The organism is Micromonospora sp. NPDC085948, assembly GCF_040686315.1.
Taxonomy (GTDB): Bacteria; Actinomycetota; Actinomycetes; order Mycobacteriales; family Micromonosporaceae; genus Micromonospora.
The window spans coordinates 530,122-555,720 of the sequence record NZ_JBFBJW010000002.1 but is presented as its reverse complement, the minus strand read 5'-3'; the positions used below and the strand labels follow the sequence as shown (position 1 = coordinate 555,720).

Genomic DNA, 25,599 nt, shown 5'->3' with positions numbered 1-25,599 from the left:
TCGTAGTCGAGGAGATGTCCGTGACGGTTATCCGCAAGGTGTTGGCCGCCGTGTTCGCCGGGCTGGCCCTGACCCTGTTGTCCGCTGCCCCGGCGGCCGCCCGGGCCGACACACTCAAGCTGACGGTGGCCGGCGACGGGGCCGAGGGAGTCACCATCCAGGCCACCTACGCCGATGGCCGACGGCTGGACCGGGTGGTGCGGTTGGTGCTCACCGCCACCGGCCCGGACGGGCAGAAGGTCGGCCCGGTGCAGTTGGAGCCGCAGCCCGAGGGGCAGGGCTTCTACAGCAGCGGAAAGGTGCTCAGCGCCGGCACGTGGAAGGTGACGGTGAACTCGCCGGCTCCCCTGCCGGCCAAGGCCACCGCGACGGTGCAGGCCCGTGCCGCGCAGTCTCCGCCGGCGCCCAAGCCGGTGGCGGTCAACGAGCCGACTGACGGCGGCGGCGGGGCGGGTGCCGGCTGGTGGCTGTACGCGGCGGCCGGCCTGGTCCTCGTCGCCGGCGCGATGGGGGTGGCCATGCTGTTCGGCCGCCGCCGCACCGACACGCCGAGCGACTGACCGACAGGCGTTTCACCAACCGGGCCGGGCCGCGACGAGCGGCCCGGCCCGGTTGCGTCTGATCAGGAGGAGGCTCAGAGGATGGCGCGCAGTGCCGCCAGGTCCTCGTCGCTGGGCTCCCAGGTGCCGGCGGCGGCGTTGGCGCGTACCTGCTCCGGCGTGGTGGCACCGGCGATCACCGAGGTCACCGCCGGCTGGGCGGCCAGCCCACCGATCGCCACCTGGAGCATGCTCACACCCCGCTCGGCCGCGTACGCCTCGATCGCCTCGATGGTGTCCCAGTCGGCCGCGGCGAGCCGCTCCGCGTACCGGCCTCCGCCGGAGAGCCGGCTGCCGGCCGGCGGCTGACCCGAGCGCTTGTACTTGCCGGTGAGCAGCCCGTTGGCGAGCGGGAAGAACGGCAGCATGCCGAGGCCGAACCGCTCACAGGCCGGGATGATCTCGGTCTCGACCGAGCGCTCCAGCAGGCTGTAGTGGTTCTGCGCGCTGATGAAGCGGGACCGGCCGTTGGACGAGGCCACCCAGTCCGCGTCGGCGATCTGCCAGCCGGCGAAGTTGGAGTTGCCCAGGTAGCGCACCTTGCCGTCGCGGACCAGGTCGTCCAGGGCGGCGAGGGTCTCGTCGATCGGGGTGCCCGGGTCGGGCTCGTGCATCTGGTAGAGGTCGATGTGGTCGGTGCCGAGCCGGCGCAGCGACGCCTCGACGGCACGGGCGATGTAGCGCCGGGCACCCCGGGCGCCGAAGTCCGGCCCGTTCAGGCCGTTCATGTCCATGCCGAACTTGGTGGCCACCACCACGTCGTCCCGGCGGCCCTTGAGCGCCTGCCCGAGCAACTCCTCGGAACTGCCCTGCGGCTCGCCGTAGATGTCGGCGGTGTCGAACAGGGTGATCCCGGCGTCCAGGGCGGCGTCCACCACCGCGCGGGTGCCGTCGAGGTCGAGCTTGCGGCCGAAGTTGTTGCAGCCGATGCCGACCACGGACACAACGAGCCCGGAGTCGCCCAGCCGGCGATAGGTCATGTCAGTCACGTGATCCACCCTATGCCGGTCGGCCGCGGCGGACCCACGGACCGCTCAGCCCACGTCCCAGACCGGCTCCGGGGTCTCCACCACCTCGCTGTCGCCTCGGAACAGCACGAACCTGTCGAAGGAGCGGGTGAACCAGCGGTCGTGGGTGACCGCGATCACCGTCCCCTCGAACGCGTTCAGGCCTGCTTCGAGGGCCTCCGCGCTGGCCAGGTCGAGGTTGTCGGTGGGCTCGTCGAGCAGCAGCAGCGTCGCTCCGGACAGTTCCAGCAGCAGCACCAGGAACCGGGCCTGTTGACCACCGGAGAGCGTGCCGAAGCGCTGGTCGCCCTGGGCGGCCAACTCGTAGCGGCTGAGCACCCCCATCGCCGCCTGCCGATCCATCCCGGTGCGGTGCTCGTCGCCCCGCCAGAGGATCTCGACGAGCGTCTTCGACATCAACTCCGGTCGGTCGTGGGTCTGGGAGAAGTGCCCGGGGCGGACCCGGGCGCCCAGGCGGGCCGTACCGTCGTGTGCCACCGGCGCGAGCGCGCCCGCCCCGTCGACCGGCCCGTTGGCCGGGTCGGGGTCGGTGCCGCCCCGGGCCAGCAGCCGCAGGAAGTGCGACTTGCCGGTGCCGTTGGCACCGAGCACCGCCAGCCGGTCGCCGTACCAGATCTCCAGGTCGAAGGGGAAGGTCAGGCCGTCGAGCTCCAGCTGCTCGCAGACGACCGCGCGCTTGCCGGTCCGCCCGCCGCTCAGCCGCATCCGGATGTCCTGGTCCTTCGGGGGTACGGGCGGCGGCCCGGCCTCCTCGAACTTGCGCAGCCGGGTCTGCGCGGCCTGGTAGCGCGAAGCCAACCCGTCGTTGTACGCGGCCTTCTGCTTGTACATCAGCATCAGCTCGCGCAGCTTCTGGTGCTCCTCGTCCCAGCGTCGACGCAGCTCGTCGAGGCGGGCGTGTCGAGCCACCCGAGCCTCGTACCAGCTCGCGAAGCCGCTCGGGTGCACCCAGGCGCTGCCACCCTCGACGGCCACCACCCGATCGGCGCTCTGGGCCAGCAGCTCGCGGTCGTGCGAGACGTAGAGCACCGACTTCGTCGACTCGCGCAGTCGCGCCTCCAGCCAGCGTTTGCCGGGTACGTCGAGGAAGTTGTCCGGTTCGTCGAGCAGCAGGACCTCGTCCGGGCCGCGCAGCAGCAGCTCCAACGCGAACCGCTTCTGCTGGCCCCCGGAGAGGGTGCGCACCGGTCGGTCCCGGACTGCGTCCCAGGGCTGGCCGAGCACGATCGTCGCGACGGTGTCGAAGAGCACCTCGGCGTCGTACCCGCCGGCCTCGCCCCAGGCGCCGAGCGCGCCGGCGTACGCCAACTGGGCCTTGCCCGCGGCGTTGCTGAACTTGCCGTGGGCCTCGGCCGCCCGCATGGCCGCCTCGGTCTCGGCGAGTCGGCGGCCGGCGTCGCGCAACGACGGCGGGGCCAGGGACAATGCCAGGTCGGCGAGCGTCGACTCGTCGCCGATCATGCCGATGAACTGCCGCATCACGCCCAGGCCACCGGCCCGCGCGACGGCGCCGCTGCGCACCGGCAGGTCACCGGCGACCATCCGCAACAGGGTCGTCTTCCCCGCGCCGTTCGGCCCGACCAGGGCGACCTTGCTGCCCTCACCCACCCGGAACGACACGTCGGCGAAGAGTTCCCGACCGTCGGGCAGAACGTGCCCGACCGCTGCCACATCCACGTATCCCACGCCGGGATCCTGCCCCAGCGAGGGCGGGAGGGACATCCAATTACCGGGTGAGCCGCAGCACCCGGAAGCCCTTCTGGCTGGCGTACCGCTCGACCTGCCAGCTCTGCTCGGTGAGCCAGCGTTGCAGCGAGTCGCCACCGAGGTGACGGGCGACGACCAGCCAGCCGACGCCGTCCGGTGCGAGTCGGGGCAGCCAGCGCAGCAGCAGCTCGTGCAGCTCGTCCTTGCCGATCCGAATGGGTGGGTTGGACCAGATCTGGGCGAACCGGGTGTCGGCCGGCACGTCTTCCGGGGCGTGGACCCGGACCCGGTCGGCGGCTCCGATCCGGGCCGCGTTGGCGGCGGTCAGCTCGCGGGCGCGGGCGTTGACGTCGACAGCCCAGACCGTGCTCGCCGGTGCCAGGTCGGCCAGCACGCACGCGATCGGGCCGAAACCGCAGCCGAGGTCGAGCAGGTCGCCGGCGGTGTCGGCCGCGGGCAGCTCGGCCTTGCGCAGGAGTACGGCCGTGCCCGGGTCGAGGCGGCTGGCGGAGAAGACGCCGCCGGCCGAGGCGAGCCGGTAGTCGCGGTCGGCGACGGAGAACTCGACCTCGCGCGGCGGAGCGTCGCTGGCGGGCTGAGCGCTGAAGTAGTGGTCGCCGGTCACGCCGGCAATTCTCGCACCGGTCCGGGCCGGCCATGACGCGACCCACGCACACATTTACCCGATATTACCCCCTAAAGGGACAATCGCTCCTACTCTGGGCGACATGGTGTATCGGTACGAGTCCGATGAGGACGCTTTCGAGGAGTACCCGGAGCCCGGGTCCGACCTGTCGGTGTTCGGCGCCGGTCCGCCCCCGCCGGCAGGGCCCTCTCCGTCCCGCTTCCCCACTCCGTCGCTCCCCCGCGCGAACCAGCTCGCACTGCCGTCGACGCAGCCGGCGCCGGCCCGTGCCCACATCGCGCCCGAGGAGCCCCGCAGCCAGGTCTACACCTCCGCCACCGCCGCGCAGCCCGGAGCCGGGCGCGGGAATGGCCGGCTGTGGCAGGTGCTGATCGGCGGTGCGGCCGTCCTGGTGCTGCTCGCACTCTGCGGCCTCGGCGCCGCCGCGCTGCTCGACGAGCGCGACGGGGAACCGGCGGCCAACCCGACGAACCAGCCGAACTACGTCCCGGCAACCGCCGGACCGGAACGACCGGCACTCGACTCCCGGGAATCCGATCAGGCCCCGCTCACCGCCAAGGAACTCTTCCCCGGCAAGGAGCTGACACTCACCGACGGCCAGCCGAGTTACCAGGTGCTCAAGACGCAGTCCAGCGGAAGCTGCGCCGTCGCCGCCACCGGTGAGGTCGCCGACCTGCTGGCCCTCCTCGGCTGCAACCAGGTCGTCCGGGCCACACTGCGGACGCCCGACGGCGACCACCTGGTCACCGCCGGGCTGTTCAACCTCACCGACAAGGTCAGCGCGGAACGGGCCCGGGACCGGATCCGCCCACTCCTCGACGAGCGGAAGGGCCGGTTCCGTGGCCTCACCGCCGGCGACGGTGACGGCACCGACGTGCTGACCAGCGCCCCCGCCCGGGTCGGCTGGCAGGTACGCGGCCACTACCTGGCATACGCGCTTGTCGTCCGCGCGGACGGGGCAGCGATCAAGGCGGGCGACACCACGGTGCGCGAGATCCTGTTCGACATGATCGAGCTGCACCTCAGCCGGGGCGTCCTGCAACAGCGGGCCGACGGTGGCACCGCCGCCCAGCCGACACCGGAATCCACCGCCGGCAGCGCCGACGGCGAGCTGCCCGGGGAGTGAGGCCCGCCACCCCTCGGCGGTCAGCCCTCGACCGGGACCCGCAGTCGGCGGGTGAGGTCGGCCCGGCGGGCGTACTCGGACGGATCGGCGGGGTAGCCGACGGCGACCAGGGTCAGCCCACGCGCGGGAGCCACAGTCACCTCGCTGGAGCGGTCCTGACGGGTGAGCAGATTGCCCGGCCACTCGACCGGGCGGCGACCGTCCCCGGCCACCAGCATCGCCCCCACCAGGCTGCGCACCATCGCCTGGCAGAACGCGTCGGCCTGCACGGTGGCGACCAGGATGCCGTCCGGATCACGGCGCCAGTCCAGCCGGGTCACCTCGCGCAACGTGGTCGCGTTCTCCTTGCGCCGGCAGTACGCGGCGAAGTCGTGCTCGCCCACCAGCCCGGCCGCGGCGGCGTTCAGCGCCGCCAGGTCCAACGGCTTCGGCCAGGCCAGCACCTCGTGCCGGCGCAGCGGCTCCGCGCCGAAGGGCGCATCGGTGACCCGGTACTCGTAGCGCCGGAAGGTAGCCGAGAAACGGGCGTCGAAGTCGGCGGGCACCTCGGTCATCGCCCGGACGCGCACGTCGGTGGGGAGCAGCCGGGCCAGGCGACGCAGCAGCCGCCCCTCGTGCTGCCGCCACACGTCGACCAGCAGATCCAGGTGGCAGACCTGCCCGGTGGCGTGGACTCCCGCGTCGGTACGCCCGGCCACCGTCAGCCCGGTGACCGCGCCGGCGCCGAGGACCAGGTCCAGGGTCTCGACGAGCACACCCGCGACGGTGCGCCGGGTCGGCTGGGCGGCCCAGCCGGAGAAGTCCGTGCCGTCGTACGAGACGTCCAGCCGCAGCCGGATCCGCTCGTCCACCTCGTACCTCCTGTTACGGATCGAGCCCGGCACCCCGTGAGGGGTGCCGGGCCCGACGTTGCCCTTGATCAGGCCTTGTTCTCGGTGGCCTCGTCGCTGTCCTCGCGGGCGGCGTCGGTGTCACCGGACGCCGACACCGGCGCCTCGGAGTCCTGGTCGGTCGAGGCCGACTGCGGGGTCTCCTCGGCCGGGGCGAGCGCCTCGACCTTGTCCTGCTGCGCGGCCTTGCGGGAGGCGGTCTTCTTGTTCACCTTGGGCTCGGCGACCTGAAGCTCCTCCACCAGCTCGATGATGGCCATCGGCGCGTTGTCACCCTTGCGCGGACCGGTCTTCACGATCCGGGTGTAACCGCCGGGGCGGTTGGAGTACCGGGGCGCGATCTGGTCGAACAGGGCGTAGACCACGTCCTTGTCCTTGACGACACCCAGCACCCGCCGCCGCGAGGCGAGGTCACCGCGCTTGGCCTTGGTGATGAGCTGCTCGGCCAGCGGACGCAGCCGACGGGCCTTCGTCTCGGTGGTCTGGATCTTGCCGTGCTGGAACAGCGCGGTCGCCAGGTTGGCGAGCATCAGCCGCTCGTGCGAGGGGCTGCCGCCGAGGCGGGGGCCCTTGGTGGGCGTGGGCATTTTTGGTGCTCCTCAGTTGTGGCGGCAGCGCGGACTAGAGCTGCTCGGTCTCGCGGTAGTCGTCGGTGTCGTAGTCGGCCTCGCCGAAGGTGTCCACGACGTGCGCCGGGTCGAAGTTCGGAGCCGAGTCCTTCAGCCCGAGACCCATCCCGGCGAGCTTCATCTTGACCTCGTCGATCGACTTCTGACCGAAGTTGCGAATGTCGAGGAGGTCGGCCTCGGTACGCCCGATGAGCTCACCAACGGAGTTGATGCCCTCGCGCTTGAGGCAGTTGTAGGAGCGGACGGTGAGGTCCAGCTCCTCGATCGGCAGGGCCAGGTCCGCCGCCAGCTGGGCGTCCTGCGGGGACGGCCCGATGTCGATGCCCTCGGCGGTCTCGTCCAGCTCCCGGGCCAGCCCGAACAGCTCGACAAGCGTCGAACCGGCGGAGGCCAGCGCGGTACGCGGACCCATCGACGGCTTGGTCTCGACGTCGATGATCAGCCGGTCGAAGTCGGTGCGCTGCTCGACACGGGTCGCCTCGACGCGGTAGGTCACCTTCAGCACCGGCGAGTAGATCGAGTCGACCGGGATACGGCCGATCTCGGCGCCGGACTGCTTGTTCTGCGCCGCCGTCACGTAGCCCCGGCCCCGCTCGACGGTCAGCTCCATGTCGAGCCGGCCCTTGCCGTTGAGGGTGGCGAGCTTGAGATCCGGGTTGTGCACCGAGACGCCGGCCGGCGGCTGGATGTCGCCCGCGGTCACGTCGCCCGGGCCCTGCTTGCGCAGGTACATGCTGACCGGCTCGTCGTGCTCGGAGCTGACGCACAGCTCCTTGATGTTCATGACGAGCTCGACCACGTCCTCCTTGACACCGGGGATCGTGGTGAACTCGTGCAGGACACCGTCGATCTTGATCGAGGTGACGGCCGCGCCCGGGATCGACGACAGCAGCGTGCGCCGCAGCGAGTTACCCAGGGTGTAGCCGAAGCCCGGCTCGAGCGGCTCGATGGCGAACCGCGACCGGGTCTCGTTGATCGACTCCTCGGAGAGGGAGGGCCGCTGACTGATGAGCATCTTTTCTCTTCTCTTCCGGGGCGCCCGCTATTTGACGCCCACGACACAAACTGTTCCGGTGGCCCGCCCCGAAGGGCGGGCCACCGAACGAGCTCGGACTACTTGGAGTAGAGCTCGACGATCAGCTGTTCCTGGACCTGCGTGTCGATGACCTGCCGGGCCGGGAGGGAGTGCACGAGCACCTTCATCTGGCTCGGGATGGCCTCAAGCCACGCCGGAACCGTCTTCGAGCCGGCCTGAGCCTGCGCGACGACGAACGGGGTGAGCTCCTTGCTCTTGCCCCGAACCTCGATGATGTCGTGCTCCTTGACGCGGTACGACGGGATGTCGACCTTCTTGCCGTTCACCGTGAAGTGACCGTGCTTGACCAGCTGGCGGGCCATGTCCCGCGAGTGGGCGTAGCCGGCCCGGTAAACGACGTTGTCCAGCCGCGACTCGAGGATCTGCAGGAGGACCTCACCGGTCTTCGCCTGCTTGCCAACGGCTTCCTCGTAGTAACCGCGGAACTGCTTCTCCAGCACGCCGTAGACACGACGGGCCTTCTGCTTCTCGCGGAGCTGGAGCAGGTACTCCGTCTCCTTCGTGCGACCGCGGCCGTGCTGCCCGGGCGGGAACGGCCGGGACTCGAACGGGCACTTCGGACCATCGCACTTGCTGCCCTTGAGGAACAGCTTCATCTTCTCCCGCCGGCAACGGCGGCAGTCTGCACCGGTGTAACGAGCCATCTCTCTCTACCTCTCAGACCCGGCGACGCTTCGGCGGACGGCACCCGTTGTGCGGCTGCGGGGTGACGTCGGCGATCTGGCCGACCTCGAGGCCCACGGCCTGCAGCGAACGGATGGCGGTTTCCCGGCCGGAGCCGGGGCCCTTGACGAACACGTCGACCTTGCGCATGCCGTGCTCCATGGCGCGACGCGCGGCAGCCTCGGCGGCCAGCTGCGCGGCGAACGGAGTCGACTTGCGGGAGCCCTTGAAGCCCACCTGGCCAGCGGAGGCCCAGGAGATGACCGCACCGGTCGGGTCCGTGATGGACACGATGGTGTTGTTGAACGTGCTCTTGATGTGCGCCTGCCCGTGGGCGACGTTCTTGCGTTCCTTGCGCCGGACCTTCTTTACAGCGGCTCCGGCACGAGCCTTCGGTGGCATAAGTCTGTGCGCTCCTAGTTGACTTTCCGGATCGGGTTGCGGCCTGACCCGCCTCGGCGGCGGCCGACCCCGTCATCCGGTCAAGAACTACTTCTTGCCGGGCTTCTTCTTGCCGGCGACGGTCCGCTTCGGGCCCTTGCGGGTCCGTGCATTGGTCTTGGTCCGCTGGCCACGCACGGGCAGGCCCCGGCGGTGCCGGATGCCGGCGTAGCAGCCGATCTCAACCTTGCGGCGGATGTCAGCGGCGACCTCGCGGCGCAGGTCGCCTTCAACCTTGTAGTTGCCCTCGATGTGGTCGCGGAGCTGCACGAGCTCCTCGTCCGTGAGGTCCCGAGCGCGCTTGTCCGGCGAGATGCCGGTGGCGGCGAGTGTCTCCAGGGCGCGGGTACGACCGACCCCGAAGATGTAGGTGAGCGCGATCTCCAACCGCTTTTCGCGGGGGAGATCCACGCCGACTAGACGTGCCATGTGCGGGCGTACTCCTCGTGATGTGTGGCGGAGGTGTGGACCCGTCCCACCCCGCTACCGGCCGTCCCGTCTTTCCGACGCGGTGAGCGCCGGCGACCGGGATCGGTCGCTGCCCGAGCGGGCCCCGGCCTCCGACCGGGGGTCAGCCACGCAGAGGTACGTCTGGCGTACCGCTCGCGGCTGGGACGAGCATGTGTGATGTGTGTGTCGCTGCGGATTGCCTGGACCAACACCACCCGGCCGTGTTCCGGCCGGACGGCTGAGTCAGCCCTGGCGCTGCTTGTGGCGCGGGTCGCTGCAGATGACCATGACCCGGCCGTGCCGGCGGATAACCCGGCACTTCTGGCAGATCCTCTTGACGCTCGGGTTGACCTTCACGGTTGCCTTACTTCCCATCTGGCCCAGGGACGCGCTCTACGCGACACCGGACGTCGAAGACAGACACGGGACTTCCCGGCCGTCGTCAGGACTACTTGTAGCGGTAGACGATGCGCCCGCGGGTCAGGTCGTACGGCGAGAGTTCGACGACGACCCGGTCCTCCGGAAGGATGCGGATGTAGTGCTGCCGCATCTTGCCGCTGATGTGAGCCAACACCTTGTGGCCGTTCGCGAGCTCCACCCGGAACATGGCGTTCGGCAGGGGCTCGATGACCCGACCCTCGATCTCAATGGCTCCGTCTTTTTTCGGCATGTCCTCCGCTGTCCTGACGTCGATTGCTCCGGGCGGCCCACAACGTCTTACACGGAAATCTGATCAGAATCAGAAGACCGCGCCAGCCGCGGCTCCAGCTCCCACCGAAGCGCAGGGTGGGCATGCCGGAGTGGACGCTGTGCGCCGATCTGAAAGTGTACGCCGGCCTGCAGTCGCACGCCAAACCGGCCACCCAACACGCCGCCGGGTCAGGTGCTGAGCCCCACCCGAGGGCCAGCTGATCTCCATGGGGGCGCCTGTCGATCGGTGACCCCGGCCACTCCCAGCCCGAGGCGACGTCGCCGGTGGTCAGCCAGCCGGCTGCGGATCGTCCCGTTCGTCCGATTCACCGGAACGCAGCTCCCGCCGGCGTTCCCGCTTCGCCCGTTTGCGCTGCCGCCGCCGCGCCCGCTCGATCGCCTGACGCCGGGGCTCTCCCCCGGCCAACCCGGTGACCGTACGCACCACCAGCACCGCACCCCAGGGCCCCGCCACCCAGCCTGGCCAGAAGTAGAGCGGCTGCTTGCTGAGCACCGACGTCACCGCCCAGATGGCCACCACGATGGCGATCACCTTCAGGTACGGCAGCCACACCTCACCCAACCAACGTGCGGTGGCGTCACCGGTCGGCACCTGGTCGGGCTGGCCGGCCAGCGGGCTGACCGCCGGTCCACCGACCGAGGCCGGCGCCAGGACCGACGACTGCGTCGGCGTCACCGGCGGCAGATCGGTGAGCAGAGCTTCCAACTCGGCGTACGTGCGGGCCGCGTAGGCCCGCTGCAACCGCTCGTCGTACTCGTGCAGGTCCAGTCGACCCTCGTCGAGGGCGACCCGCAGCCGTTCGGCCACCGCCGCACGGTCCGCGTCCGCGGCTCGCATTCCGTCGCGCCCGTCCATGCCGGCAAGCATGCCACCCCCAAGCCACCCCCACGCCCCACCAAACCGCGCGGTCGCCAGTCGCCGCCGCCGTCGCCCGCCGTCGCCGTCGATCATGGGGTTACCGGCCGGGAGAGCGGCGTGTCGCGCCGATAACCCCATGATCAACGGGGTGAGACGGGGTGGGGTGGCGACGGCGCGGGTGGGTGTGGGGCTCAGGGGGTGGTGGAGGCTGCTGGTTGGCGGGCGGTCACCAGGTCGCCCAGGCGGGCGCGGCCGCCGTCGAAGGCCGTGAGCACCCACACGCCGTCCGGCAGCAGGGCCATCGAGTGCTCGACGTGCGCCGCGATCGAGCCGTCCCGGGTGACGACCGTCCAGCCGTCGGCCAACTCGACCGTACGCGGGGACGCCATCGTGATCATCGGCTCGATGGCCAACGCCATGCCCGGCACCAGACGTGGACCCTTGCCCGGCCGGCCGTGGTTGAGCACGTGCGGGTCCTGGTGCATCTCGGTGCCGATGCCGTGCCCGCCGTAGCCGTCGACGATGCCGTACCGGCCGCCCTTGCGAACGGCGCTCTCCACGGCGTGCGAGATGTCGGTGAGCCGGCCCTTGCCGCTGCCCGCGCCGCGGGCGGCGGCGGCGATACCGGCCCACATGGCGTCCTCGGCGACCTCAGCCATCTTCAACAGCGCCGGGTCGACGTCGCCGACCCCGACGGTGATGGCGGAGTCGCCGTGCCACCCGTCCAGCACCGCGCCGCAGTCGATCGAGATCAGGTCACCGGCCTCGAGCACCTGCGTCGGCGACGGGATCGCATGCACGATCTGCTCGTTGACCGAGGAGCAGATCGACGCCGGGAAACCGTGGTAGCCCTTGAACGACGGCACACCACCCGCCTCGCGGATGGTCGACTCGGCGATGGCGTCCAGATCGGCGGTGCTCACGCCCGGGGCGACTGCCTCCCGCATCCGGCGGAGCGCCTCGGCGACCACCAGCCCGGCGGCCCGCATCTTCTCGATCTGGTCAGGGGTCTTCAGCTGGATGTCCAGCTGGGGACGACGCATGGAGCGATTACCTTTCGTTGCCGAACAGCGGGGCACGTCATGCGTACCCCGCTGTTCGCACTCTATCCGCCGTGGTCCGGCGGGACCTCAGCCGCCGTACGACCGCAGTGCGTCGATGGCCCGGGTGGTGACGTCCTCCACCGGGCCGGTGGCGTCGATCCCGACCAGCTTGCCCTGAGCGCCGTAGTAGTCGACCAGGGGCGCGGTCTTCTCGCTGTACTCACGAAGCCGGGTGGCGATCGTCTCCGGCTTGTCGTCGTCGCGTTGGAACAGCTCGGCGCCGCACCTGTCGCAGATTCCCGGACGGGTGGTGGCGTCGAACTCGACGTGCCAGATCTTGCCGCAGCCCCGGCAGGTACGCCGACCGGAGAGCCGCCGGATCACCTCGTCGTCGTCGACCACCAGCTCCAGGACCAGATCCAGCGCGGTGCCCAGGTCGGCGAGGAGCTTGTCCAGGGCGGCCGCCTGCGGAGTGGTCCGCGGGAAGCCGTCGAGCAGGAAGCCCTCGCTGGCATCGGGCTCGGCCAGCCGGTCCCGGACCATGTTGATGGTTACCTCGTCCGGAACCAGCTCGCCTGCGTCCATGTAGCGCTTCGCCTCGACGCCGAGCGGCGTGCCCTGGGTGACGTTCGAACGGAAGATGTCTCCGGTCGAGATCTTGGGTACCGACAGGTGCGCAGCGACGAACTCAGCCTGCGTGCCCTTACCCGCACCCGGCGGGCCAACCAGAACGAGTCTCATCTACCGCAGGAACCCTTCGTAGTTCCGCTGCATGAGTTGGCTCTCGATCTGCTTCACGGTCTCCAGACCGACGCCGACCATGATGAGCACAGCGGTGCCACCGAACGGGAAGTTCTGGTACTGCTGGCTGTCCAGCCAGATGAAGAAGAAGTTCGGCAGGATCGAGATGATGCCGAGGTAGAGCGCGCCCGGCAGGGTGATCCGGCTGAGGATGAAGTCCAGGTAGTCGGCCGTCGGCTTGCCCGGCCGGATGCCCGGCACGAACCCGCCGTACTTCTTCATGTTGTCCGCGACCTCGGTCGGGTTGAACGTGATCGAGACGTAGAAGTACGTGAAGAAGATGATCAGCAGGAAGTAGACCGAGATGTAGATCGGGCTGTTCGGGGCGACCAGGTTGTTCTGGATCCACGCCTGGACCTTGCCCGGATCGTTCTGGTCGAAGAACTGAAGGGCCAGCTGCGGCAGGTAGAGCAGGGACGAGCCGAAGATGACCGGGATCACACCCGCCTGGTTGACCTTCAACGGGATGTAGGTCGAGGTGCCGCCGTACATCCGCCGGCCGATCATCCGCTTGGCGTACTGCACGGGGATCCGGCGCTGCGCCTGCTCGATGAAGGTGACCGCGGTGATGACCACCAGGACCAGCGCGATGACGAGGGCGAACTTGCCCCAACCCTGGCTGGTCTTGATCTGCCAGCCCTCGCCGGGCAGCCGGGCCGCGATCGAGGTGAAGATCAGGACGGACATGCCGTTGCCGACGCCCCGGTCGGTGATCAGCTCGCCGAGCCACATGACCATGCCGGTGCCGGCGGTCATGGTGATCACCAGGATCGTCAGGGTCAGCCAGTCCGGGATGCCGGTGCCGGTCGGGATGATCGGGAACTGGTCGCAGCGGTTCTGGAACAGCTGGCCCGAGCGGGCCAGCGCCACGAACGCCGAGGCCTGCAGCACGCCGAGACCGAGGGTCAGGTAGCGGGTGTACTGCGTGATCTTCGCCTGACCGGCCTGGCCCTCCTTGCGGAGCTGCTCCAGCCGTGGGATCACGACGGTCAGCAGCTGCAGGATGATCGACGCGGTGATGTAGGGCATGATGCCCAGCGCGAAGACCGAGAGCTGTAGCAGCGCTCCGCCGGAGAAGAGGTTGAGCAGATTCAGCGGGCCCGTCGTGTCACCCGAGATGGAGTCGAGGCACTTCTGCACGTTGCCGTACGAGACGCCCGGGCTGGGGAGCGTCGCACCCAGCCGGTAGACCGCGATGATGCCTACTGTGAACAGCAGCTTCTTGCGCAGGTCAGGCGTACGGAACGCACTGAGAAAGGCGGACAGCAACTTCTTCCTCCTGCGCGAGGCGGGCCGCCGGTGATCCCTGGCGGGTGGGGGTGGATCACGGGCGAGTGCCCGCAATCCATGGCTGGGATGGGACTCTAACAGTCCGACCCCGGTCCGGGCAGATGCGCCCGACTACATAAATCGATTCCGATGTTACCGGGCACTTGAGACCCCAGGCAGACCATGGCGCCCGCCAGTTGCTCACAACTGGACGGGCGCCATGGGTTGTACGCCTTACAGCTCGGTGGCGGAGCCACCGGCGGCGGCGATCTTCTCCTTGGCCGACGCACTGAACGCGTGCGCGGTCACCTGGAGCGCCACTCCGCCGAGGTCCCCGGTGCCGAGGACCTTGACCGGGTGACCCTTGCGGACCGCACCGGACTCAACCAGCTCCAGCGGGCCAACCTGGCCACCGTTCGGGAACAGCTCAGCGAGTCGGTCCAGGTTGACCACCTGGAAGACCACCTTGAACTTGTTCTTGAAGCCCTTCATCTTCGGAAGGCGCATGTGGATGGGCATCTGCCCACCCTCGAACGCCGCCGAGATGTTCTTCCGGGCCTTGGAACCCTTGGTACCGCGACCGGCCGTCTTGCCCTTGGAACCCTCACCGCGACCCACACGGGTCTTCGCGGTCTTGGATCCGGGCGCCGGGCGCAGGTGGTGAACCTTGATCGTCATTACTCGACCTCCTCGACCTTCACGAGGTGGCTCACAGTGAAGATCATGCCGCGGATCTCGGGCCGGTCCTCCTTGACCACCACGTCGTTGATCCGCTTGAGACCGAGCGAACGCAGCGACTCACGCTGGTTGTGCTTGGTCCCGATACCGGACCGGAGCTGGGTGACCTTCAGACGTGCCATCAGCGCGCCACCCCCGCACGCGACGCCAGCATGGCGGCCGGCGCGACGTCCTCCACCGGCAGACCACGACGCGCCGCGACCTGCTCGGGGGACTCAAGCCCCTTCAGGGCCGCCACGGTGGCGTGCACGATGTTGATCGGGTTCGAGGAGCCGAGGCTCTTCGAGAGCACGTCGTGGATCCCGGCGCACTCCAGCACGGCGCGCACCGGACCACCGGCGATGACACCCGTACCGGCCGAGGCCGGCTTGAGCAGCACGACGCCAGCGGCGTCCTCACCCGTCACCGGGTGCGGGATCGACTGACCGATCCGCGGGACCTTGAAGAAGTGCTTCTTGGCCTCCTCGACACCCTTGGCGATGGCCGCGGGCACCTCCTTGGCCTTTCCGTAGCCCACGCCGACCGTGCCGTCGCCGTCGCCCACGATCACGAGGGCGGTGAAGCTGAAGCGACGACCACCCTTCACGACCTTGGCGACGCGGTTGATCGCGACGACCCGCTCAAGGTGCGGGGTCTTCTCGACGGGCGCGTTTCCGCGGCCGCCCTCACGGCGGTTGTCGCGGCGACCACCCTCGTTGCCACCGGACCCGCCGCCACGGCGCTGTTGACCTGGCATCAGCAGCCTTCCTTATCTCTCGTGACGGGGTTGTTAGAACTCGAGCCCGGCTTCGCGGGCGGCGTCGGCAAGCGCGGCGACTCGCCCCGCGTACCGGTTGCCGCCGCGGTCGAAGACGACCTTGGAGACGCCGGCGGCCTTGGCCCGCTCGGCGAGCAGTGCGCCCACCTTGCCGGCGAGGGCGCTCTTGTCGCCCTCCGTACCGCGCAGCGAGGCGTCCAGGGTCGACGCCGACGCCAGGGTGTGTCCCTTGGTGTCGTCGACGATCTGGGCGACCATGTGCCGCAGCGAACGGGTGACGACCAGGCGCGGACGCTCGGACGTACCGCTGACGTTCTTGCGGACGCGGAAGTGCCGACGCGCACGCCCAACGGCGCGCTTGGCGGCGACACCGCGGCGGCGCTTGAGCAGCGTGGCGCTCACTTCTTACCTGCCTTTCCGGCCTTGCGGCGGATGACCTCGCCCTGGTACTTCACGCCCTTGCCCTTGTAGGGCTCCGGCGGGCGGATCTTCCGGATGTTGGCGGCGACCTCACCGACCTGCTGCTTGTCGATGCCAGCCACGTGGAACAGGGTCGGCCGCTCCACCGTGAAGGTGATGCCCGCCGGGGCGGGGACGACCACCGGGTGCGAGAACCCGAGCGCGAACTCGAGGTCCGAACCCTTGGCGGTGACCCGGTAACCGGTGCCGGCGATCTCCAGGCTCTTGCGGTAGCCCTCGGTGACCCCGACGATCATGTTGGCAACCAGCGTACGGCTCAGGCCGTGGAGCTCCTTGGCCTTGCGCTCGTCGTTCGGCCGGTTGACGTTCAGCTGCCCATCCTCGGCCCGCTCGACCGTGATCGGCTCGGCGAGGGTGTGCTCAAGCTGGCCCTTGGGGCCCTTGACCTTGACGGTCTGCCCGTCGATCGTGATGTCGACGCCGGCCGGTACCGGGATCGACTTACGTCCAATTCGCGACATTTCTACCAGTCTCCCGTTACCAGACGAAGGCGAGGACTTCCCCGCCAACACTCCGCTTGCGGGCCTGCCGGTCGGTCAGCAGCCCCTGGGACGTCGAAATGATCGCCACGCCCAGCCCACCGAGCACCCGCGGGAGCCCGTCCGACTTGGCGTACACCCGGAGACCGGGCTTGGACACGCGCTTGATGCCGGCCAGGCTCCGCTCGCGGTTCTGGCCGTACTTCAGCTCGACGACCAGTCGCTTGCCGACGGCACCCTCCTCGGGCTCCTCGACCGACCAGGTGGCGATGTAACCCTCGGCCTTCAAGACCTCGGCGATGTTCGCCTTGATCTTGGAGTAGGGCATCTTCACCTGATCGTGGTACGCCTGGTTGGCGTTACGCAGACGCGTGAGCATGTCTGCGATCGGGTCGGTCATCGTCATGGATTTCGTCAGCCTTTCTCGCCGGGGTTCCCGGGGCATCAGCCCCGGGCCTACGGCGAAGAGCAATACCTAATCGGTGCAGGAGTTCCCGGCCGACGGCCGGGACGCGGTCGCCCTTACCAGGAAGCCTTGGACACGCCCGGCAGCTCACCACGGTGAGCCATCTCCCGGATGCAGACCCGGCAGAGCCCGAACTTGCGGTAGACCGCCTTCGGACGCCCGCACCGCTGGCAGCGGGTGTACGCGCGAACCGAGAACTTCGGCTTCGCGGCCGCCTTGATGATCAGCGCCTTCTTGGCCATCTCAGTTCTCCTTGAACGGGAAGCCCAGGAGCTTGAGCAGCGCCCGGCCCTCGTCGTCGGTCGTGGCGGTCGTGACCACCGTGATGTCCATGCCCCGCTGGCGATCGATCCGGTCCTGGTCGATCTCGTGGAACACCGACTGCTCGGTCAGACCGAACGTGTAGTTGCCGTGCCCGTCCAGCTTGCGCCCGTCCAGACCGCGGAAGTCGCGGATACGCGGCAGCGAGATGGACAGCAGCCGGTCCAGGAACTCCCACATCCGGTCGCCGCGAAGGGTCACCTTCGCACCGATCGGCATGCCCTCACGCAGCTTGAACTGCGCGATGGACTTGGTCGCCCGCCGCACCTGCGGCTTCTGGCCGGTGATCGTGGCGAGGTCGCGGACCGCGCCGTCGATCAGCTTGGCGTCGCGAGCAGCCTCGCCGACACCCATGTTGACGACGATCTTGACCAGCCGCGGCACCTGCATGGGGTTGCCGTAGCTGTGCTGCTCGCGCAGCTGGGCCACGATCTCGTTGCGGTACCGCTCCTTGAGGCGCGGCAGGGTCTTTTCGGTAGCCGTGGTCATCACAGGTCCTTACCGGTGCTGCGCGCGATGCGGACCTTCTGGCCGTTGTCGTCGATCCGGTAACCGACGCGGGTCGGCTTGCCGTCGGAGTCCAGGACCTGCACGTTCGAGACGTGGATCGGGGCCTCCTGAGTGACGATGCCGCCGGTCTTGGCGCCACGCTGGGTGGTGCTGATGCGGGTGTGCTTCTTGACCCGGTTCACGCCCTCGACCAGGACCTTGTCCTGCCGCGGGTAGGCCTGAATGACCTTGCCCTTGGCACCCTTGTCCTTGCCGGCGATGACGACGACCGTGTCGCCCTTCTTGACCTTCACGGTCACAACACCTCCGGCGCGAGGGAAATAATCTTCATGAACCGCTTGTCCCGCAGCTCCCGGCCCACCGGGCCGAAGATGCGGGTACCACGCGGGTCCCCGCCGTCCTTGATGATGACGGCGGCGTTCTCGTCGAAGCGGATGTACGAGCCGTCCGGCCGACGCCTCTCCTTGGCCGTGCGAACGACGACCGCCTTGACGACGTCGCCCTTCTTCACACCGGCACCCGGGATCGCGTCCTTGACCGTGGCCACGATGACGTCGCCGATGCTCGCGTAGCGCCGACCCGAGCCACCGAGAACCCGGATGCACAGGATCTCCCGAGCACCCGAGTTGTCGGCGACGCGCAGTCGCGACTCCTGCTGAATCACGTCTATCTCCTATGTCTGCCGGTTCTCCGGCCGCCGTAGCGGCCGGAGCCTGGCGGAACCTACGCCCGACGCAACGCCGGGCGAGCTCGAGCCTTCGCTACTTGGCCTTTTCCAGGATCTCCACGATCCGCCAACGCTTGGTGGCGCTCAGCGGCCGGGTCTCCATGATGAGAACCCGGTCACCGGTGCCAGCGGCGTTCTGCTCGTCGTGCACCTTCAGCTTGGCCGTACGGCGCATGATCTTGCCGTACAGCGCGTGCCGAACCCGGTCCTCGACCTCGACGACGACGGTCTTGTCCATCTTGTCGCTGATCACCAGGCCCTCGCGGACCTTGCGGCGCGACCGCGCGGCGGCGGTGGCGGTCTCTTCGGTCATGATGCAGTCACCTCAGTCGGCGCGGCCGAGAGCCCCAGCTCGCGCTCACGCATGATCGTGTAGATCCGGGCGATCTCCCGACGGATGACCTGCAACCGCCGGTTGTTGTCCAGCTGCCCGGTTGCGGCCTGCACGCGGAGGTTGAACAGCTCCGCCTTGGCCTCCCGCAGCTTCGTGACCAGCTCCTCTTCGGAGAGCTCACGCAGCTCGGTCGCCTTAACGCCCGCTGCCATCAGGATTCACCCACTTCGCGCGTAACAATGCGGCACTTCATCGGGAGCTTGTGGATCGCGCGACGCATGGCCTCTCGCGCGGTCTGCTCGTTGGGGAAGGACATCTCGAAGAGAACCCGCCCCGGCTTGACGTTGGCAACCCACCACTCGGGCGAACCCTTACCGGAACCCATCCGGGTCTCGGCAGGCTTCTTGGTGAGGGCCTGGTCCGGGAAGATCGTGATCCAGACCTTGCCACCACGCTTGATGTGGCGAGTCATCGCGATACGTGCCGACTCGATCTGCCGGTTCGTCACGTACGCCGGCTCGAGAGCCTGGATCCCGAACTCGCCGAACACCACCCGGTTACCACCCTTGGACGCGCCACTGCGGTCCGGGTGGTGCGGCTTGCGGAAGCCCTTCGGGGGCTTGCGCGGCATCAGCATCTGTCAGCCCTCCTGCTGCGTTTCTGCCGGAGCAGCCGCGGCGGCGACAGCTGCGCTGTCCACCGGCTCGCCGCTCGGCGTCTCGGCCTGCTGCGCGATGGTGGTCGCAGCAGCCCGCCCGGCCTCGGTGCCACCGGCCGTGGTGCCGGACGAACCCGACCGGCCACGACGCGGACGCTCGGGACGGTCGCCACGCTCACCACGACGCGGGCGGGACGGACCGGCCTCGGCCGGAGCCTCCCGGCCCGGGACGGCGTCGCCCTTGTAGATCCAGACCTTCACACCGATCCGGCCGAACGTGGTACGGGCCTCGAAGAAGCCGTACTCGATGTTGGCCCGCAGCGTGTGCAGCGGAACCCGGCCCTCACGGTAGAACTCGGTCCGGCTCATCTCGGCGCCGCCGAGGCGGCCCGAGACCTGAACCCGGATGCCCTTGCAGACCGGGTTCTTCATCGCCGACTGCATGGCCTTGCGCATCGCCCGACGGAAGCTGACCCGGCTGGACAGCTGCTCGGCCACGCCCTGCGCGACCAGCTGAGCGTCCGACTCGGGGTTCTTCACCTCGATGATGTTCAGCTGAACCTGCTTGCCGGTGAGCTTCTCAAGCTCGCCGCGGATCCGGTCGGCCTCCGCACCCTTACGGCCGATGACGATGCCCGGCCGGGCGGTGTGGATGTCGACCCGAACCCGGTCGCGGGTGCGCTCGATGTCGACCTTGGAAATGCCGGCACGCTCGAGGCCCTTGGACATCATCCGGCGAATCTTGACATCTTCGCCGATGTAGTCCTTGTAGAGCTTGTCCGCGAACCAGCGGGACTTCCAGTCGGTCGAGATGCCGAGCCGGAACCCAGTGGGGTGAACCTTCTGACCCATTACTCGGCGTCCTCCGTCTTGCTCTGCGCTTCGGCCGGTGCGGCCTCCGTGGCCGGGGCGGCCTTCTTCGCCGCGGCCTTCCTCGGCGCTGCCGGCGCGACCGCTTCGACCGCCACGGTGATGTGGCAGGTGCGCTTGCGGATTCGGTACGCCCGACCCTGCGCCCGCGGCTGGAACCGCTTCATCGTCGGGCCCTCATCCACGAAGGCCTCGCTGACGAGCAGCGCGTCGGGGTCCAGCCGCTCGTTGTTCTCCGCGTTGGCGATCGCGCTAGCGAGCACCTTGTACACCTGCTCGCTCGCAGCCTGCGGCGCGAACTGCAGCACCGTGAGCGCCTCCTTCGCGGGCAGGCCGCGGACGAGGTTGACCACCCGGCGCGCCTTCATCGGCGAGATGCGCACGTGCCGCGCAACCGCCCGCGCGCCCGGAAGCACCGGAGCGTCGCCCTTTCCTGGCATCGCTGTAACCCCTTGTTCCCTCTATCCGTATGCCCGCGGCGTCAGCGCCGACGGCTCTTCCGGTCGTCCTTCTCGTGACCCTTGAACGTGCGGGTCAGCGCGAACTCGCCGAGCTTGTGCCCGACCATCGCCTCGGTCACGAACACCGGGACGTGCTTGCGTCCGTCATGAACGGCGATCGTGTGCCCCAGCATCTCGGGGATGATCGTCGAACGCCGCGACCAGGTCTTGATCACGTTCTTGGAGCCCTTGTCGTTCTGTACTTCCACCTTCTTGAGCAGGTGGTCGTCGACGAACGGGCCCTTCTTCAGGCTGCGAGGCATGTCTTATCTCCCTCAGCCGCGCTTACGCGTGGCGTAGCGGCGGCGGACGATCAGCCGGTCACTCGGCTGGCCCTTACGGCGGGTGCGGCCCTCGGGCTTACCCTGCGGGTTGACCGGGTGGCGACCACCGGAGGTCTTACCCTCACCACCACCGTGCGGGTGGTCGACCGGGTTCATGGCGACACCACGGACGGTCGGGCGCTTGCCCTTCCACCGCATCCGGCCGGCCTTGCCCCAGTTGATGTTCGACTGGTCGGCGTTGCCGATCTCGCCGACGCTTGCGCGGCAGCGAACGTCCACCCGCCGGATCTCGCCGGACGGCATACGCAGGGTCGCGTACGCGCCCTCGCGGCCGAGCAGCTGGATACCGACGCCGGCGGACCGGGCCAGCTTGGCCCCGCCACCCGGACGCAGCTCCACGTTGTGGACCGTGGTACCGACCGGGATGTTGCGCAGCGGCAGGTTGTTACCCGGCTTGATGTCGGCGCCCGGTCCGGACTCGACGCGGTCGCCCTGCTTCAGGTCCTTCGGCGCGATGATGTACCGCTTCTCGCCGTCGGCGTAGTGCAGCAGCGCGATGCGCGCCGTGCGGTTCGGGTCGTACTCGATGTGAGCGACCTTCGCCGGCACGCCGTCCTTGTCGACCCGCTTGAAGTCGATCAGACGGTACTGGCGCTTGTGACCGCCGCCGTGGTGCCGCGTGGTGATCCGGCCGTGGGCGTTACGCCCGCCCTTCTTCGGCAGCGGAACCAGCAGCGACTTCTCCGGCGTGGACCGGGTGATCTCGGCGAAGTCAGCGACACTCGAGCCACGTCGGCCCGGCGTCGTCGGCTTGTACTTACGGATAGCCATTGTCTACACCCCTCAGCTGACCGGGCCGCCGAAGGCCTCGATGCGGTCACCGTCAGCCAGCTTCACGATCGCCCGCTTGGTCGCCTTGCGCTGACCGAAGCCGGTCTTGGTGCGCTTGCGCTTACCCTGGCGGTTGAGCGTGTTGACCGTCAGGACGCGGACGTTGAAGATCTGCTGGATAGCGATCTTGATCTCGGTCTTGTTCGCGTCCGGGTGCACCAGGAAGGTGTACCAGTTCCGGTTCAGCTCGCTGTAGCTCTTCTCCGAGACGACCGGCGCCACGATGATGTCGCGCGGGTCGGCGATCGTGCTCACTTGCCACCCTCCTCGGTGGTCTCGGCGGGCACGCCCAGGAACTCGTCCAGGGCGTCCTTGGTGAAGACCACGTCGTCGGCCACCAGCACGTCGTACGTGTTCAGCTGGCCGGACTCGATCAGGTGCACGCGCGGCTCGTTGCGCAGCGACACCCAGTTCAGCTCGTCGGTGCTGCTCAGCACGACCAGGACCCGACGGGCCTCGGTGAGCTTGGTCAGCGTGGCCAGAGCGGCCTTGGTCGACGGCTTCTCGCCCGAGACGAACGCCTCGACGACGTGCACCTGCCCGGCGCGGGCCCGGTCGGAGAGGGCACCCCGCAGAGCGGCGGCCTTCATCTTCTTCGGGGTCCGCTGGCTGTAGTCGCGCGGCACGGGACCGTGCACGACGCCACCGCCGGCGAACTGCGGCGCGCGGATCGAGCCCTGCCGGGCGCGACCGGTGCCCTTCTGCTTGTACGGCTTCTTGCCGCCACCAGCAACCTCGGCGCGGGTCTTGGTCTTGTGCGTGCCCTGTCGGGCCGCCGCGAGCTGGGCCACCACGACCTGGTGCATCAGCGCGACGTTGGCCTGCACGTCGAAGATGTCCGCCGGCAGCTCGACGGAGCTGCTGGTGGTGCCTTCGACGGTGCGCACGTCAACGGTGGTCACTTGGCCGCACCGCCCTTCTTCACCTTGATCTTGGCCGCGGTACGGACCAGAACCAGCGCGCCCTTGGGGCCAGGAATGGCACCCCGGACGAGCAGGAGGTTGTTCTCGGTGTCGACCGCCTGGACGGTCAGGTTCTGCACGGTGTAGCGAACGCCACCCATCCGGCCGGCCATCCGGGTGCCCTTGAAGACACGACCCGGGGTGGCGCAGGCGCCGATGGAACCGGGCGAGCGGTGCTTGCGCTCGACACCGTGGCTGCTGCCCAGACCGTGGAAGCCGTGCCGCTTCATCGCGCCGGCGAAGCCCTTGCCCTTGGTCTTGCCGGTGACGTCGATGGTGACGCCGGCCGGGAACTCCTCGACCGTGACTTCCTGGCCGAGCGAGTATTCCCCGGCGTCCGTGGTGCGCAGCTCGACGATGTGCCGGCGCGGCGCCACGTCCGCCTTGGCGTAGTGCCCGCTGATCGGCTTCTTGACCTTGCGCGGGTCGATGGTGCCGTAGGCCAGCTGGACCGCGGAGTAACCGTCCTTCTCGGCGCTACGAACCTGGCTGATGACGCACGGGCCGGCCTCGACCACGGTCACGGGAACAACACGGTTGTTGTCCCAGACCTGGGTCATGCCGAGCTTGGCGCCCAGGATCCCCTTGACTTGCCTGTCCATTTGTCCGGTCCCTACAGCTTGATCTCGATGTCGACGCCAGCCGGCAGGTCGAGGCGCATGAGCGAGTCGACCGTCTTCGGGGTCGGGTCGATGATGTCGATCAGCCGCTTGTGCGTGCGCATCTCGAAGTGCTCGCGCGAGTCCTTGTACTTGTGCGGCGAGCGGATAACGCAGAAACGGTTGATCTCCGTGGGCAGCGGCACCGGGCCCGCGACCTGCGCCCCGGTGCGCGTCACCGTCTCGACGATCTTCCGAGCCGAGGAGTCGACGACCTCGTGGTCATAGGCCTTGAGCCGGATGCGGATCTTCTGTCCCGCCATGGTGGCTTCTGTTCCTTCTCTCGATGCCGCTGTGTTGCGGGCGCCTGTGCCGGCTGGCACAGGCCCACTTCGCCGACCCCCGCGGTCGGGCGTGTCGCGCCCTCGGGCCGGGCTCCGCCCCGTGGTTCCGGAGTGGTGCTGACCGCGCGGTGGGTCAAGGCGCCGATCGCATTACCGCGACCTGAACGCCGTGCGAGGGTGGTTGGCGACTGGGCCGCCAACCACCCTACGCTCGACTGACTCGCCACCCGGAGGTTCAGCGAAAGCCGAACACAGGCGACGAACTGTCGTTACGCAACCTGACTAGTATGCCGCACGACTGGCGGCGGGTCTAATCGGGGTTACCTAGTTCACTTGATGATCTTGGTGACGAACCCGGCGCCGACGGTACGGCCACCCTCGCGGATCGCGAACTTGAGGTTCTCCTCCATGGCGATGGGCTGGATCAGCTTCACCGACATGGACGTGTTGTCGCCCGGCATGACCATCTCGGTGCCCTCGGGAAGGGTGACGACACCGGTGACGTCCGTGGTCCGGAAGTAGAACTGCGGACGGTAGTTCTGGAAGAACGGGGTGTGGCGGCCACCCTCCTCCTTGGAGAGGATGTAGACCGTCGCCTCGAACTCCGTGTGCGGGGTGTTCGAGCCCGGCTTCACGACGACCATGCCGCGCTCGACCTCGTCGCGCTTGGTGCCACGCAGCAGCAGGCCGACGTTCTCGCCTGCGCGAGCGTCGTCCAGGGTCTTCCGGAACATCTCGATCGCGGTGACCTTGGTCTTGAAGCTCTTCTCCTTGATACCGACGAGCTCAACATCCTCGTTCGGCAGGAGAACGCCGCGCTCCACGCGACCGGTGACGACGGTGCCACGACCGGTGATCGTGAAGACGTCCTCAACCGGCATCAGGAACGGCATGTCGACCTCGCGCTCCGGCTGCGGGATCGAGGTGTCGACAGCGGTCATCAGGTCCAGCAGCTTGCCGGTCCACTCGGGGTCACCCTCGAGGGCCTTCAGCGCCGAAACCCGAACGACCGGCAGGTCGTCACCCGGGTACTCCTGCGAGGAGAGCAGCTCACGAACCTCGAGCTCGACGAGCTCCAGGAGCTCCTCGTCATCGACCATGTCGCTCTTGTTGAGCGCCACGACGATGTACGGCACGCCAACCTGACGGGCCAGCAGCACGTGCTCGCGGGTCTGCGGCATCGGGCCGTCGGTCGCCGCGACCACCAGGATCGCGCCGTCCATCTGCGCGGCACCGGTGATCATGTTCTTGATGTAGTCCGCGTGGCCGGGGCAGTCGACGTGCGCGTAGTGCCGCGCCTCGGTCTGGTACTCGACGTGCGCGATCGAGATCGTGATGCCGCGGGCCTTCTCCTCCGGCGCCTTGTCGATCTCGTCGAACGGCGTGTAGGGGTTCAGGTCCGGGAACTGGTCGTGCAGGACCTTGGTGATGGCCGCCGTCAGCGTCGTCTTACCGTGGTCGATGTGACCAATGGTGCCGATGTTGACGTGCGGCTTAGTCCGCTCGAACTTAGCCTTCGCCACTGGTGTCCTCCTGTGGACTTCTTGGTTCGTACGCCCGGCGCGCCGGTCGGCGCTTAGGACTCTGTCGACAGCCTTTCCGACCTGACGGTCGGAGAGCCTTTGTGGGTTCTGCGGCGATGAAGCCTACAGGCCCGGTCTCACGCGATCCGATCGTGGTGGCCGCGGGCGGGCGAACCTACCCGCGACCAACCACGAATC

The 25,599-nt window shown here is 68.7% G+C and carries 39 protein-coding genes; 2 read left to right on the top strand and 37 right to left on the bottom strand.

Features of this window, described 5'->3' with window-relative positions:
- Window positions 1-20 precede the first annotated feature (20 nt).
- Window positions 21-560 carry a hypothetical protein gene (locus AB0O48_RS08445; RefSeq protein ID WP_365064053.1) on the top strand — a complete coding sequence of 180 codons (540 nt, stop codon included), beginning with the start codon at window positions 21-23 and terminating at the stop codon, window positions 558-560.
- Between the two features lie 74 nt (window positions 561-634).
- Here the strand turns inward: AB0O48_RS08445 and AB0O48_RS08440 are convergent, their stop codons facing one another.
- Genes AB0O48_RS08440 through AB0O48_RS08430 form a run of 3 tightly spaced genes read right to left on the bottom strand, consistent with a single transcriptional unit; the run spans window position 635 to window position 3,959 of the window.
- Entirely contained in the window at window positions 635-1,579 is a 945-nt protein-coding gene (locus AB0O48_RS08440; RefSeq protein WP_357253705.1) for an aldo/keto reductase, read from the bottom strand.
- A gap of 54 nt (window positions 1,580-1,633) precedes the next feature.
- Window positions 1,634-3,313 carry an ATP-binding cassette domain-containing protein gene (locus AB0O48_RS08435; RefSeq protein ID WP_357253552.1) on the bottom strand — a complete coding sequence of 560 codons (1,680 nt, stop codon included), beginning with the start codon at window positions 3,311-3,313 and terminating at the stop codon, window positions 1,634-1,636.
- Window positions 3,314-3,353: 40 nt separating this feature from the next.
- A complete protein-coding gene (locus AB0O48_RS08430) occupies window positions 3,354-3,959 on the bottom strand; it encodes a methyltransferase (protein WP_357570908.1) in 606 nt (201 codons plus the stop codon).
- Between the two features lie 103 nt (window positions 3,960-4,062).
- Here AB0O48_RS08430 and AB0O48_RS08425 point away from each other — a divergent pair, with 103 nt between their 5' ends.
- A complete protein-coding gene (locus tag AB0O48_RS08425) occupies window positions 4,063-5,106 on the top strand; it encodes a hypothetical protein (RefSeq protein ID WP_365064048.1) in 1,044 nt (347 codons plus the stop codon).
- A gap of 20 nt (window positions 5,107-5,126) precedes the next feature.
- Here the strand turns inward: AB0O48_RS08425 and truA are convergent, their stop codons facing one another.
- The 34 genes from truA to tuf form a co-directional block, all read right to left on the bottom strand.
- Window positions 5,127-5,957 (bottom strand): tRNA pseudouridine(38-40) synthase TruA, encoded by an 831-nt coding sequence (gene truA / locus AB0O48_RS08420; protein WP_365064045.1) that lies wholly within the window; start codon window positions 5,955-5,957, stop codon window positions 5,127-5,129.
- Between the two features lie 68 nt (window positions 5,958-6,025).
- Window positions 6,026-6,583 (bottom strand): 50S ribosomal protein L17, encoded by a 558-nt coding sequence (rplQ, locus tag AB0O48_RS08415; protein ID WP_357253560.1) that lies wholly within the window; start codon window positions 6,581-6,583, stop codon window positions 6,026-6,028.
- Between the two features lie 34 nt (window positions 6,584-6,617).
- Window positions 6,618-7,640: a DNA-directed RNA polymerase subunit alpha gene (locus AB0O48_RS08410; protein ID WP_007465227.1), complete on the bottom strand. Its 1,023-nt coding sequence runs from the start codon at window positions 7,638-7,640 to the stop codon at window positions 6,618-6,620.
- A gap of 98 nt (window positions 7,641-7,738) precedes the next feature.
- Window positions 7,739-8,365 carry a 30S ribosomal protein S4 gene (gene rpsD, locus AB0O48_RS08405; protein WP_007465229.1) on the bottom strand — a complete coding sequence of 209 codons (627 nt, stop codon included), beginning with the start codon at window positions 8,363-8,365 and terminating at the stop codon, window positions 7,739-7,741.
- A 13-nt stretch (window positions 8,366-8,378) separates the two neighbouring features.
- Window positions 8,379-8,786, bottom strand: a complete 408-nt coding sequence (gene rpsK / locus AB0O48_RS08400) for a 30S ribosomal protein S11 (protein ID WP_030329919.1) — start codon at window positions 8,784-8,786, stop codon at window positions 8,379-8,381.
- 87 nt (window positions 8,787-8,873) lie between these two features.
- On the bottom strand, window positions 8,874-9,254 hold the full coding sequence (gene rpsM / locus AB0O48_RS08395) for a 30S ribosomal protein S13 (protein WP_030329917.1): 381 nt from the start codon (window positions 9,252-9,254) through the stop codon (window positions 8,874-8,876).
- A gap of 264 nt (window positions 9,255-9,518) precedes the next feature.
- On the bottom strand, window positions 9,519-9,632 hold the full coding sequence (gene rpmJ, locus AB0O48_RS08390; RefSeq protein ID WP_357253706.1) for a 50S ribosomal protein L36: 114 nt from the start codon (window positions 9,630-9,632) through the stop codon (window positions 9,519-9,521).
- Window positions 9,633-9,723: 91 nt separating this feature from the next.
- On the bottom strand, window positions 9,724-9,945 hold the full coding sequence (infA, locus tag AB0O48_RS08385) for a translation initiation factor IF-1 (protein WP_007073013.1): 222 nt from the start codon (window positions 9,943-9,945) through the stop codon (window positions 9,724-9,726).
- 309 nt (window positions 9,946-10,254) lie between these two features.
- Entirely contained in the window at window positions 10,255-10,842 is a 588-nt protein-coding gene (locus tag AB0O48_RS08380) for a DUF1707 domain-containing protein (RefSeq protein ID WP_365064039.1), read from the bottom strand.
- A 194-nt stretch (window positions 10,843-11,036) separates the two neighbouring features.
- Complete coding sequence (gene map / locus AB0O48_RS08375) at window positions 11,037-11,888, bottom strand: type I methionyl aminopeptidase (RefSeq protein WP_357570905.1); 852 nt, start codon at window positions 11,886-11,888, stop codon at window positions 11,037-11,039.
- 87 nt (window positions 11,889-11,975) lie between these two features.
- Window positions 11,976-12,629, bottom strand: coding sequence for an adenylate kinase (locus tag AB0O48_RS08370; RefSeq protein ID WP_007465256.1), 654 nt, complete (start codon window positions 12,627-12,629; stop codon window positions 11,976-11,978).
- Window positions 12,630-13,958 (bottom strand): preprotein translocase subunit SecY, encoded by a 1,329-nt coding sequence (gene secY / locus AB0O48_RS08365; protein ID WP_357253566.1) that lies wholly within the window; start codon window positions 13,956-13,958, stop codon window positions 12,630-12,632. It lies immediately after the preceding gene.
- A gap of 234 nt (window positions 13,959-14,192) precedes the next feature.
- Window positions 14,193-14,636, bottom strand: coding sequence for a 50S ribosomal protein L15 (gene rplO, locus AB0O48_RS08360; RefSeq protein WP_357253568.1), 444 nt, complete (start codon window positions 14,634-14,636; stop codon window positions 14,193-14,195).
- The gene (rpmD, locus tag AB0O48_RS08355; RefSeq protein WP_007465262.1) at window positions 14,636-14,818 is read right to left on the bottom strand and encodes a 50S ribosomal protein L30; all 183 of its coding nucleotides are present in this window, start codon (window positions 14,816-14,818) and stop codon (window positions 14,636-14,638) included. Before rpmD ends, rplO begins: the two co-directional genes overlap by 1 nt.
- Window positions 14,818-15,432 (bottom strand): 30S ribosomal protein S5, encoded by a 615-nt coding sequence (rpsE, locus tag AB0O48_RS08350; RefSeq protein ID WP_007465263.1) that lies wholly within the window; start codon window positions 15,430-15,432, stop codon window positions 14,818-14,820. The genes rpmD and rpsE overlap by 1 nt, the downstream gene beginning before the upstream one ends.
- Before the next feature lie 33 nt (window positions 15,433-15,465).
- Complete coding sequence (rplR, locus tag AB0O48_RS08345) at window positions 15,466-15,855, bottom strand: 50S ribosomal protein L18 (protein ID WP_357080808.1); 390 nt, start codon at window positions 15,853-15,855, stop codon at window positions 15,466-15,468.
- On the bottom strand, window positions 15,852-16,394 hold the full coding sequence (rplF, locus tag AB0O48_RS08340) for a 50S ribosomal protein L6 (protein ID WP_266246314.1): 543 nt from the start codon (window positions 16,392-16,394) through the stop codon (window positions 15,852-15,854). Before rplF ends, rplR begins: the two co-directional genes overlap by 4 nt.
- Before the next feature lie 16 nt (window positions 16,395-16,410).
- A complete protein-coding gene (gene rpsH, locus AB0O48_RS08335) occupies window positions 16,411-16,818 on the bottom strand; it encodes a 30S ribosomal protein S8 (protein ID WP_007465270.1) in 408 nt (135 codons plus the stop codon).
- A gap of 116 nt (window positions 16,819-16,934) precedes the next feature.
- Window positions 16,935-17,120, bottom strand: a complete 186-nt coding sequence (locus tag AB0O48_RS08330) for a type Z 30S ribosomal protein S14 (RefSeq protein WP_007465272.1) — start codon at window positions 17,118-17,120, stop codon at window positions 16,935-16,937.
- A 1-nt stretch (window position 17,121) separates the two neighbouring features.
- Window positions 17,122-17,688, bottom strand: a complete 567-nt coding sequence (gene rplE, locus AB0O48_RS08325) for a 50S ribosomal protein L5 (RefSeq protein WP_354944330.1) — start codon at window positions 17,686-17,688, stop codon at window positions 17,122-17,124.
- On the bottom strand, window positions 17,688-18,008 hold the full coding sequence (rplX, locus tag AB0O48_RS08320) for a 50S ribosomal protein L24 (protein WP_172899047.1): 321 nt from the start codon (window positions 18,006-18,008) through the stop codon (window positions 17,688-17,690). Before rplX ends, rplE begins: the two co-directional genes overlap by 1 nt.
- Complete coding sequence (rplN, locus tag AB0O48_RS08315; protein WP_357253571.1) at window positions 18,005-18,373, bottom strand: 50S ribosomal protein L14; 369 nt, start codon at window positions 18,371-18,373, stop codon at window positions 18,005-18,007. The genes rplX and rplN overlap by 4 nt, the downstream gene beginning before the upstream one ends.
- Window positions 18,374-18,470: 97 nt before the next feature.
- Window positions 18,471-18,749, bottom strand: coding sequence for a 30S ribosomal protein S17 (gene rpsQ / locus AB0O48_RS08310; RefSeq protein WP_030489590.1), 279 nt, complete (start codon window positions 18,747-18,749; stop codon window positions 18,471-18,473).
- Window positions 18,746-18,982, bottom strand: a complete 237-nt coding sequence (rpmC, locus tag AB0O48_RS08305; RefSeq protein ID WP_007465283.1) for a 50S ribosomal protein L29 — start codon at window positions 18,980-18,982, stop codon at window positions 18,746-18,748. Before rpmC ends, rpsQ begins: the two co-directional genes overlap by 4 nt.
- Window positions 18,982-19,407, bottom strand: a complete 426-nt coding sequence (gene rplP / locus AB0O48_RS08300; RefSeq protein ID WP_053653940.1) for a 50S ribosomal protein L16 — start codon at window positions 19,405-19,407, stop codon at window positions 18,982-18,984. Before rplP ends, rpmC begins: the two co-directional genes overlap by 1 nt.
- Before the next feature lie 3 nt (window positions 19,408-19,410).
- Window positions 19,411-20,280 carry a 30S ribosomal protein S3 gene (gene rpsC / locus AB0O48_RS08295; RefSeq protein ID WP_007465294.1) on the bottom strand — a complete coding sequence of 290 codons (870 nt, stop codon included), beginning with the start codon at window positions 20,278-20,280 and terminating at the stop codon, window positions 19,411-19,413.
- Window positions 20,280-20,738, bottom strand: coding sequence for a 50S ribosomal protein L22 (rplV, locus tag AB0O48_RS08290; protein WP_007465297.1), 459 nt, complete (start codon window positions 20,736-20,738; stop codon window positions 20,280-20,282). Before rplV ends, rpsC begins: the two co-directional genes overlap by 1 nt.
- A gap of 41 nt (window positions 20,739-20,779) precedes the next feature.
- Window positions 20,780-21,061 (bottom strand): 30S ribosomal protein S19, encoded by a 282-nt coding sequence (gene rpsS / locus AB0O48_RS08285; RefSeq protein ID WP_007465299.1) that lies wholly within the window; start codon window positions 21,059-21,061, stop codon window positions 20,780-20,782.
- A gap of 12 nt (window positions 21,062-21,073) precedes the next feature.
- Entirely contained in the window at window positions 21,074-21,913 is an 840-nt protein-coding gene (gene rplB, locus AB0O48_RS08280) for a 50S ribosomal protein L2 (RefSeq protein ID WP_357253573.1), read from the bottom strand.
- A gap of 12 nt (window positions 21,914-21,925) precedes the next feature.
- Window positions 21,926-22,228 carry a 50S ribosomal protein L23 gene (gene rplW / locus AB0O48_RS08275; protein ID WP_007465304.1) on the bottom strand — a complete coding sequence of 101 codons (303 nt, stop codon included), beginning with the start codon at window positions 22,226-22,228 and terminating at the stop codon, window positions 21,926-21,928.
- The gene (rplD, locus tag AB0O48_RS08270) at window positions 22,225-22,875 is read right to left on the bottom strand and encodes a 50S ribosomal protein L4 (RefSeq protein ID WP_110563096.1); all 651 of its coding nucleotides are present in this window, start codon (window positions 22,873-22,875) and stop codon (window positions 22,225-22,227) included. Before rplD ends, rplW begins: the two co-directional genes overlap by 4 nt.
- Entirely contained in the window at window positions 22,872-23,537 is a 666-nt protein-coding gene (gene rplC / locus AB0O48_RS08265; protein WP_184178725.1) for a 50S ribosomal protein L3, read from the bottom strand. Before rplC ends, rplD begins: the two co-directional genes overlap by 4 nt.
- 11 nt (window positions 23,538-23,548) lie before the next feature.
- Complete coding sequence (gene rpsJ, locus AB0O48_RS08260; protein WP_007073037.1) at window positions 23,549-23,857, bottom strand: 30S ribosomal protein S10; 309 nt, start codon at window positions 23,855-23,857, stop codon at window positions 23,549-23,551.
- A gap of 350 nt (window positions 23,858-24,207) precedes the next feature.
- The gene (tuf, locus tag AB0O48_RS08255) at window positions 24,208-25,401 is read right to left on the bottom strand and encodes an elongation factor Tu (RefSeq protein WP_357253575.1); all 1,194 of its coding nucleotides are present in this window, start codon (window positions 25,399-25,401) and stop codon (window positions 24,208-24,210) included.
- Between the last annotated feature and the right edge of the window lie 198 nt (window positions 25,402-25,599).

What these genes read in the sequence shown, in the direction of transcription:
- AB0O48_RS08440 (WP_357253705.1), bottom strand. Translation starts at nt 1,579, where the DNA reads ATGACCTATCGCCGGCTGGGCGACTCCGGGCTCGTTGTGTCCGTGGTC.
- AB0O48_RS08425 (WP_365064048.1), top strand. Translation starts at nt 4,063, where the DNA reads ATGGTGTATCGGTACGAGTCCGATGAGGACGCTTTCGAGGAGTACCCG.
- rplQ (WP_357253560.1), bottom strand. Translation starts at nt 6,583, where the DNA reads ATGCCCACGCCCACCAAGGGCCCCCGCCTCGGCGGCAGCCCCTCGCAC.
- AB0O48_RS08410 (WP_007465227.1), bottom strand. Translation starts at nt 7,640, where the DNA reads ATGCTCATCAGTCAGCGGCCCTCCCTCTCCGAGGAGTCGATCAACGAG.
- rpsD (WP_007465229.1), bottom strand. Translation starts at nt 8,365, where the DNA reads ATGGCTCGTTACACCGGTGCAGACTGCCGCCGTTGCCGGCGGGAGAAG.
- rpsK (WP_030329919.1), bottom strand. Translation starts at nt 8,786, where the DNA reads ATGCCACCGAAGGCTCGTGCCGGAGCCGCTGTAAAGAAGGTCCGGCGC.
- rpsM (WP_030329917.1), bottom strand. Translation starts at nt 9,254, where the DNA reads ATGGCACGTCTAGTCGGCGTGGATCTCCCCCGCGAAAAGCGGTTGGAG.
- infA (WP_007073013.1), bottom strand. Translation starts at nt 9,945, where the DNA reads ATGCCGAAAAAAGACGGAGCCATTGAGATCGAGGGTCGGGTCATCGAG.
- AB0O48_RS08380 (WP_365064039.1), bottom strand. Translation starts at nt 10,842, where the DNA reads ATGGACGGGCGCGACGGAATGCGAGCCGCGGACGCGGACCGTGCGGCG.
- map (WP_357570905.1), bottom strand. Translation starts at nt 11,888, where the DNA reads ATGCGTCGTCCCCAGCTGGACATCCAGCTGAAGACCCCTGACCAGATC.
- AB0O48_RS08370 (WP_007465256.1), bottom strand. Translation starts at nt 12,629, where the DNA reads ATGAGACTCGTTCTGGTTGGCCCGCCGGGTGCGGGTAAGGGCACGCAG.
- rplO (WP_357253568.1), bottom strand. Translation starts at nt 14,636, where the DNA reads ATGACGATCAAGGTTCACCACCTGCGCCCGGCGCCCGGATCCAAGACC.
- rpmD (WP_007465262.1), bottom strand. Translation starts at nt 14,818, where the DNA reads ATGGCACGTCTGAAGGTCACCCAGCTCCGGTCCGGTATCGGGACCAAG.
- rpsE (WP_007465263.1), bottom strand. Translation starts at nt 15,432, where the DNA reads ATGCCAGGTCAACAGCGCCGTGGCGGCGGGTCCGGTGGCAACGAGGGT.
- rplF (WP_266246314.1), bottom strand. Translation starts at nt 16,394, where the DNA reads ATGTCGCGAATTGGACGTAAGTCGATCCCGGTACCGGCCGGCGTCGAC.
- rpsH (WP_007465270.1), bottom strand. Translation starts at nt 16,818, where the DNA reads ATGACGATGACCGACCCGATCGCAGACATGCTCACGCGTCTGCGTAAC.
- AB0O48_RS08330 (WP_007465272.1), bottom strand. Translation starts at nt 17,120, where the DNA reads ATGGCCAAGAAGGCGCTGATCATCAAGGCGGCCGCGAAGCCGAAGTTC.
- rplE (WP_354944330.1), bottom strand. Translation starts at nt 17,688, where the DNA reads ATGACCACGGCTACCGAAAAGACCCTGCCGCGCCTCAAGGAGCGGTAC.
- rpsQ (WP_030489590.1), bottom strand. Translation starts at nt 18,749, where the DNA reads ATGACCGAAGAGACCGCCACCGCCGCCGCGCGGTCGCGCCGCAAGGTC.
- rpmC (WP_007465283.1), bottom strand. Translation starts at nt 18,982, where the DNA reads ATGGCAGCGGGCGTTAAGGCGACCGAGCTGCGTGAGCTCTCCGAAGAG.
- rplP (WP_053653940.1), bottom strand. Translation starts at nt 19,407, where the DNA reads ATGCTGATGCCGCGCAAGCCCCCGAAGGGCTTCCGCAAGCCGCACCAC.
- rpsC (WP_007465294.1), bottom strand. Translation starts at nt 20,280, where the DNA reads ATGGGTCAGAAGGTTCACCCCACTGGGTTCCGGCTCGGCATCTCGACC.
- rplV (WP_007465297.1), bottom strand. Translation starts at nt 20,738, where the DNA reads ATGCCAGGAAAGGGCGACGCTCCGGTGCTTCCGGGCGCGCGGGCGGTT.
- rpsS (WP_007465299.1), bottom strand. Translation starts at nt 21,061, where the DNA reads ATGCCTCGCAGCCTGAAGAAGGGCCCGTTCGTCGACGACCACCTGCTC.
- rplB (WP_357253573.1), bottom strand. Translation starts at nt 21,913, where the DNA reads ATGGCTATCCGTAAGTACAAGCCGACGACGCCGGGCCGACGTGGCTCG.
- rplC (WP_184178725.1), bottom strand. Translation starts at nt 23,537, where the DNA reads ATGGACAGGCAAGTCAAGGGGATCCTGGGCGCCAAGCTCGGCATGACC.
- rpsJ (WP_007073037.1), bottom strand. Translation starts at nt 23,857, where the DNA reads ATGGCGGGACAGAAGATCCGCATCCGGCTCAAGGCCTATGACCACGAG.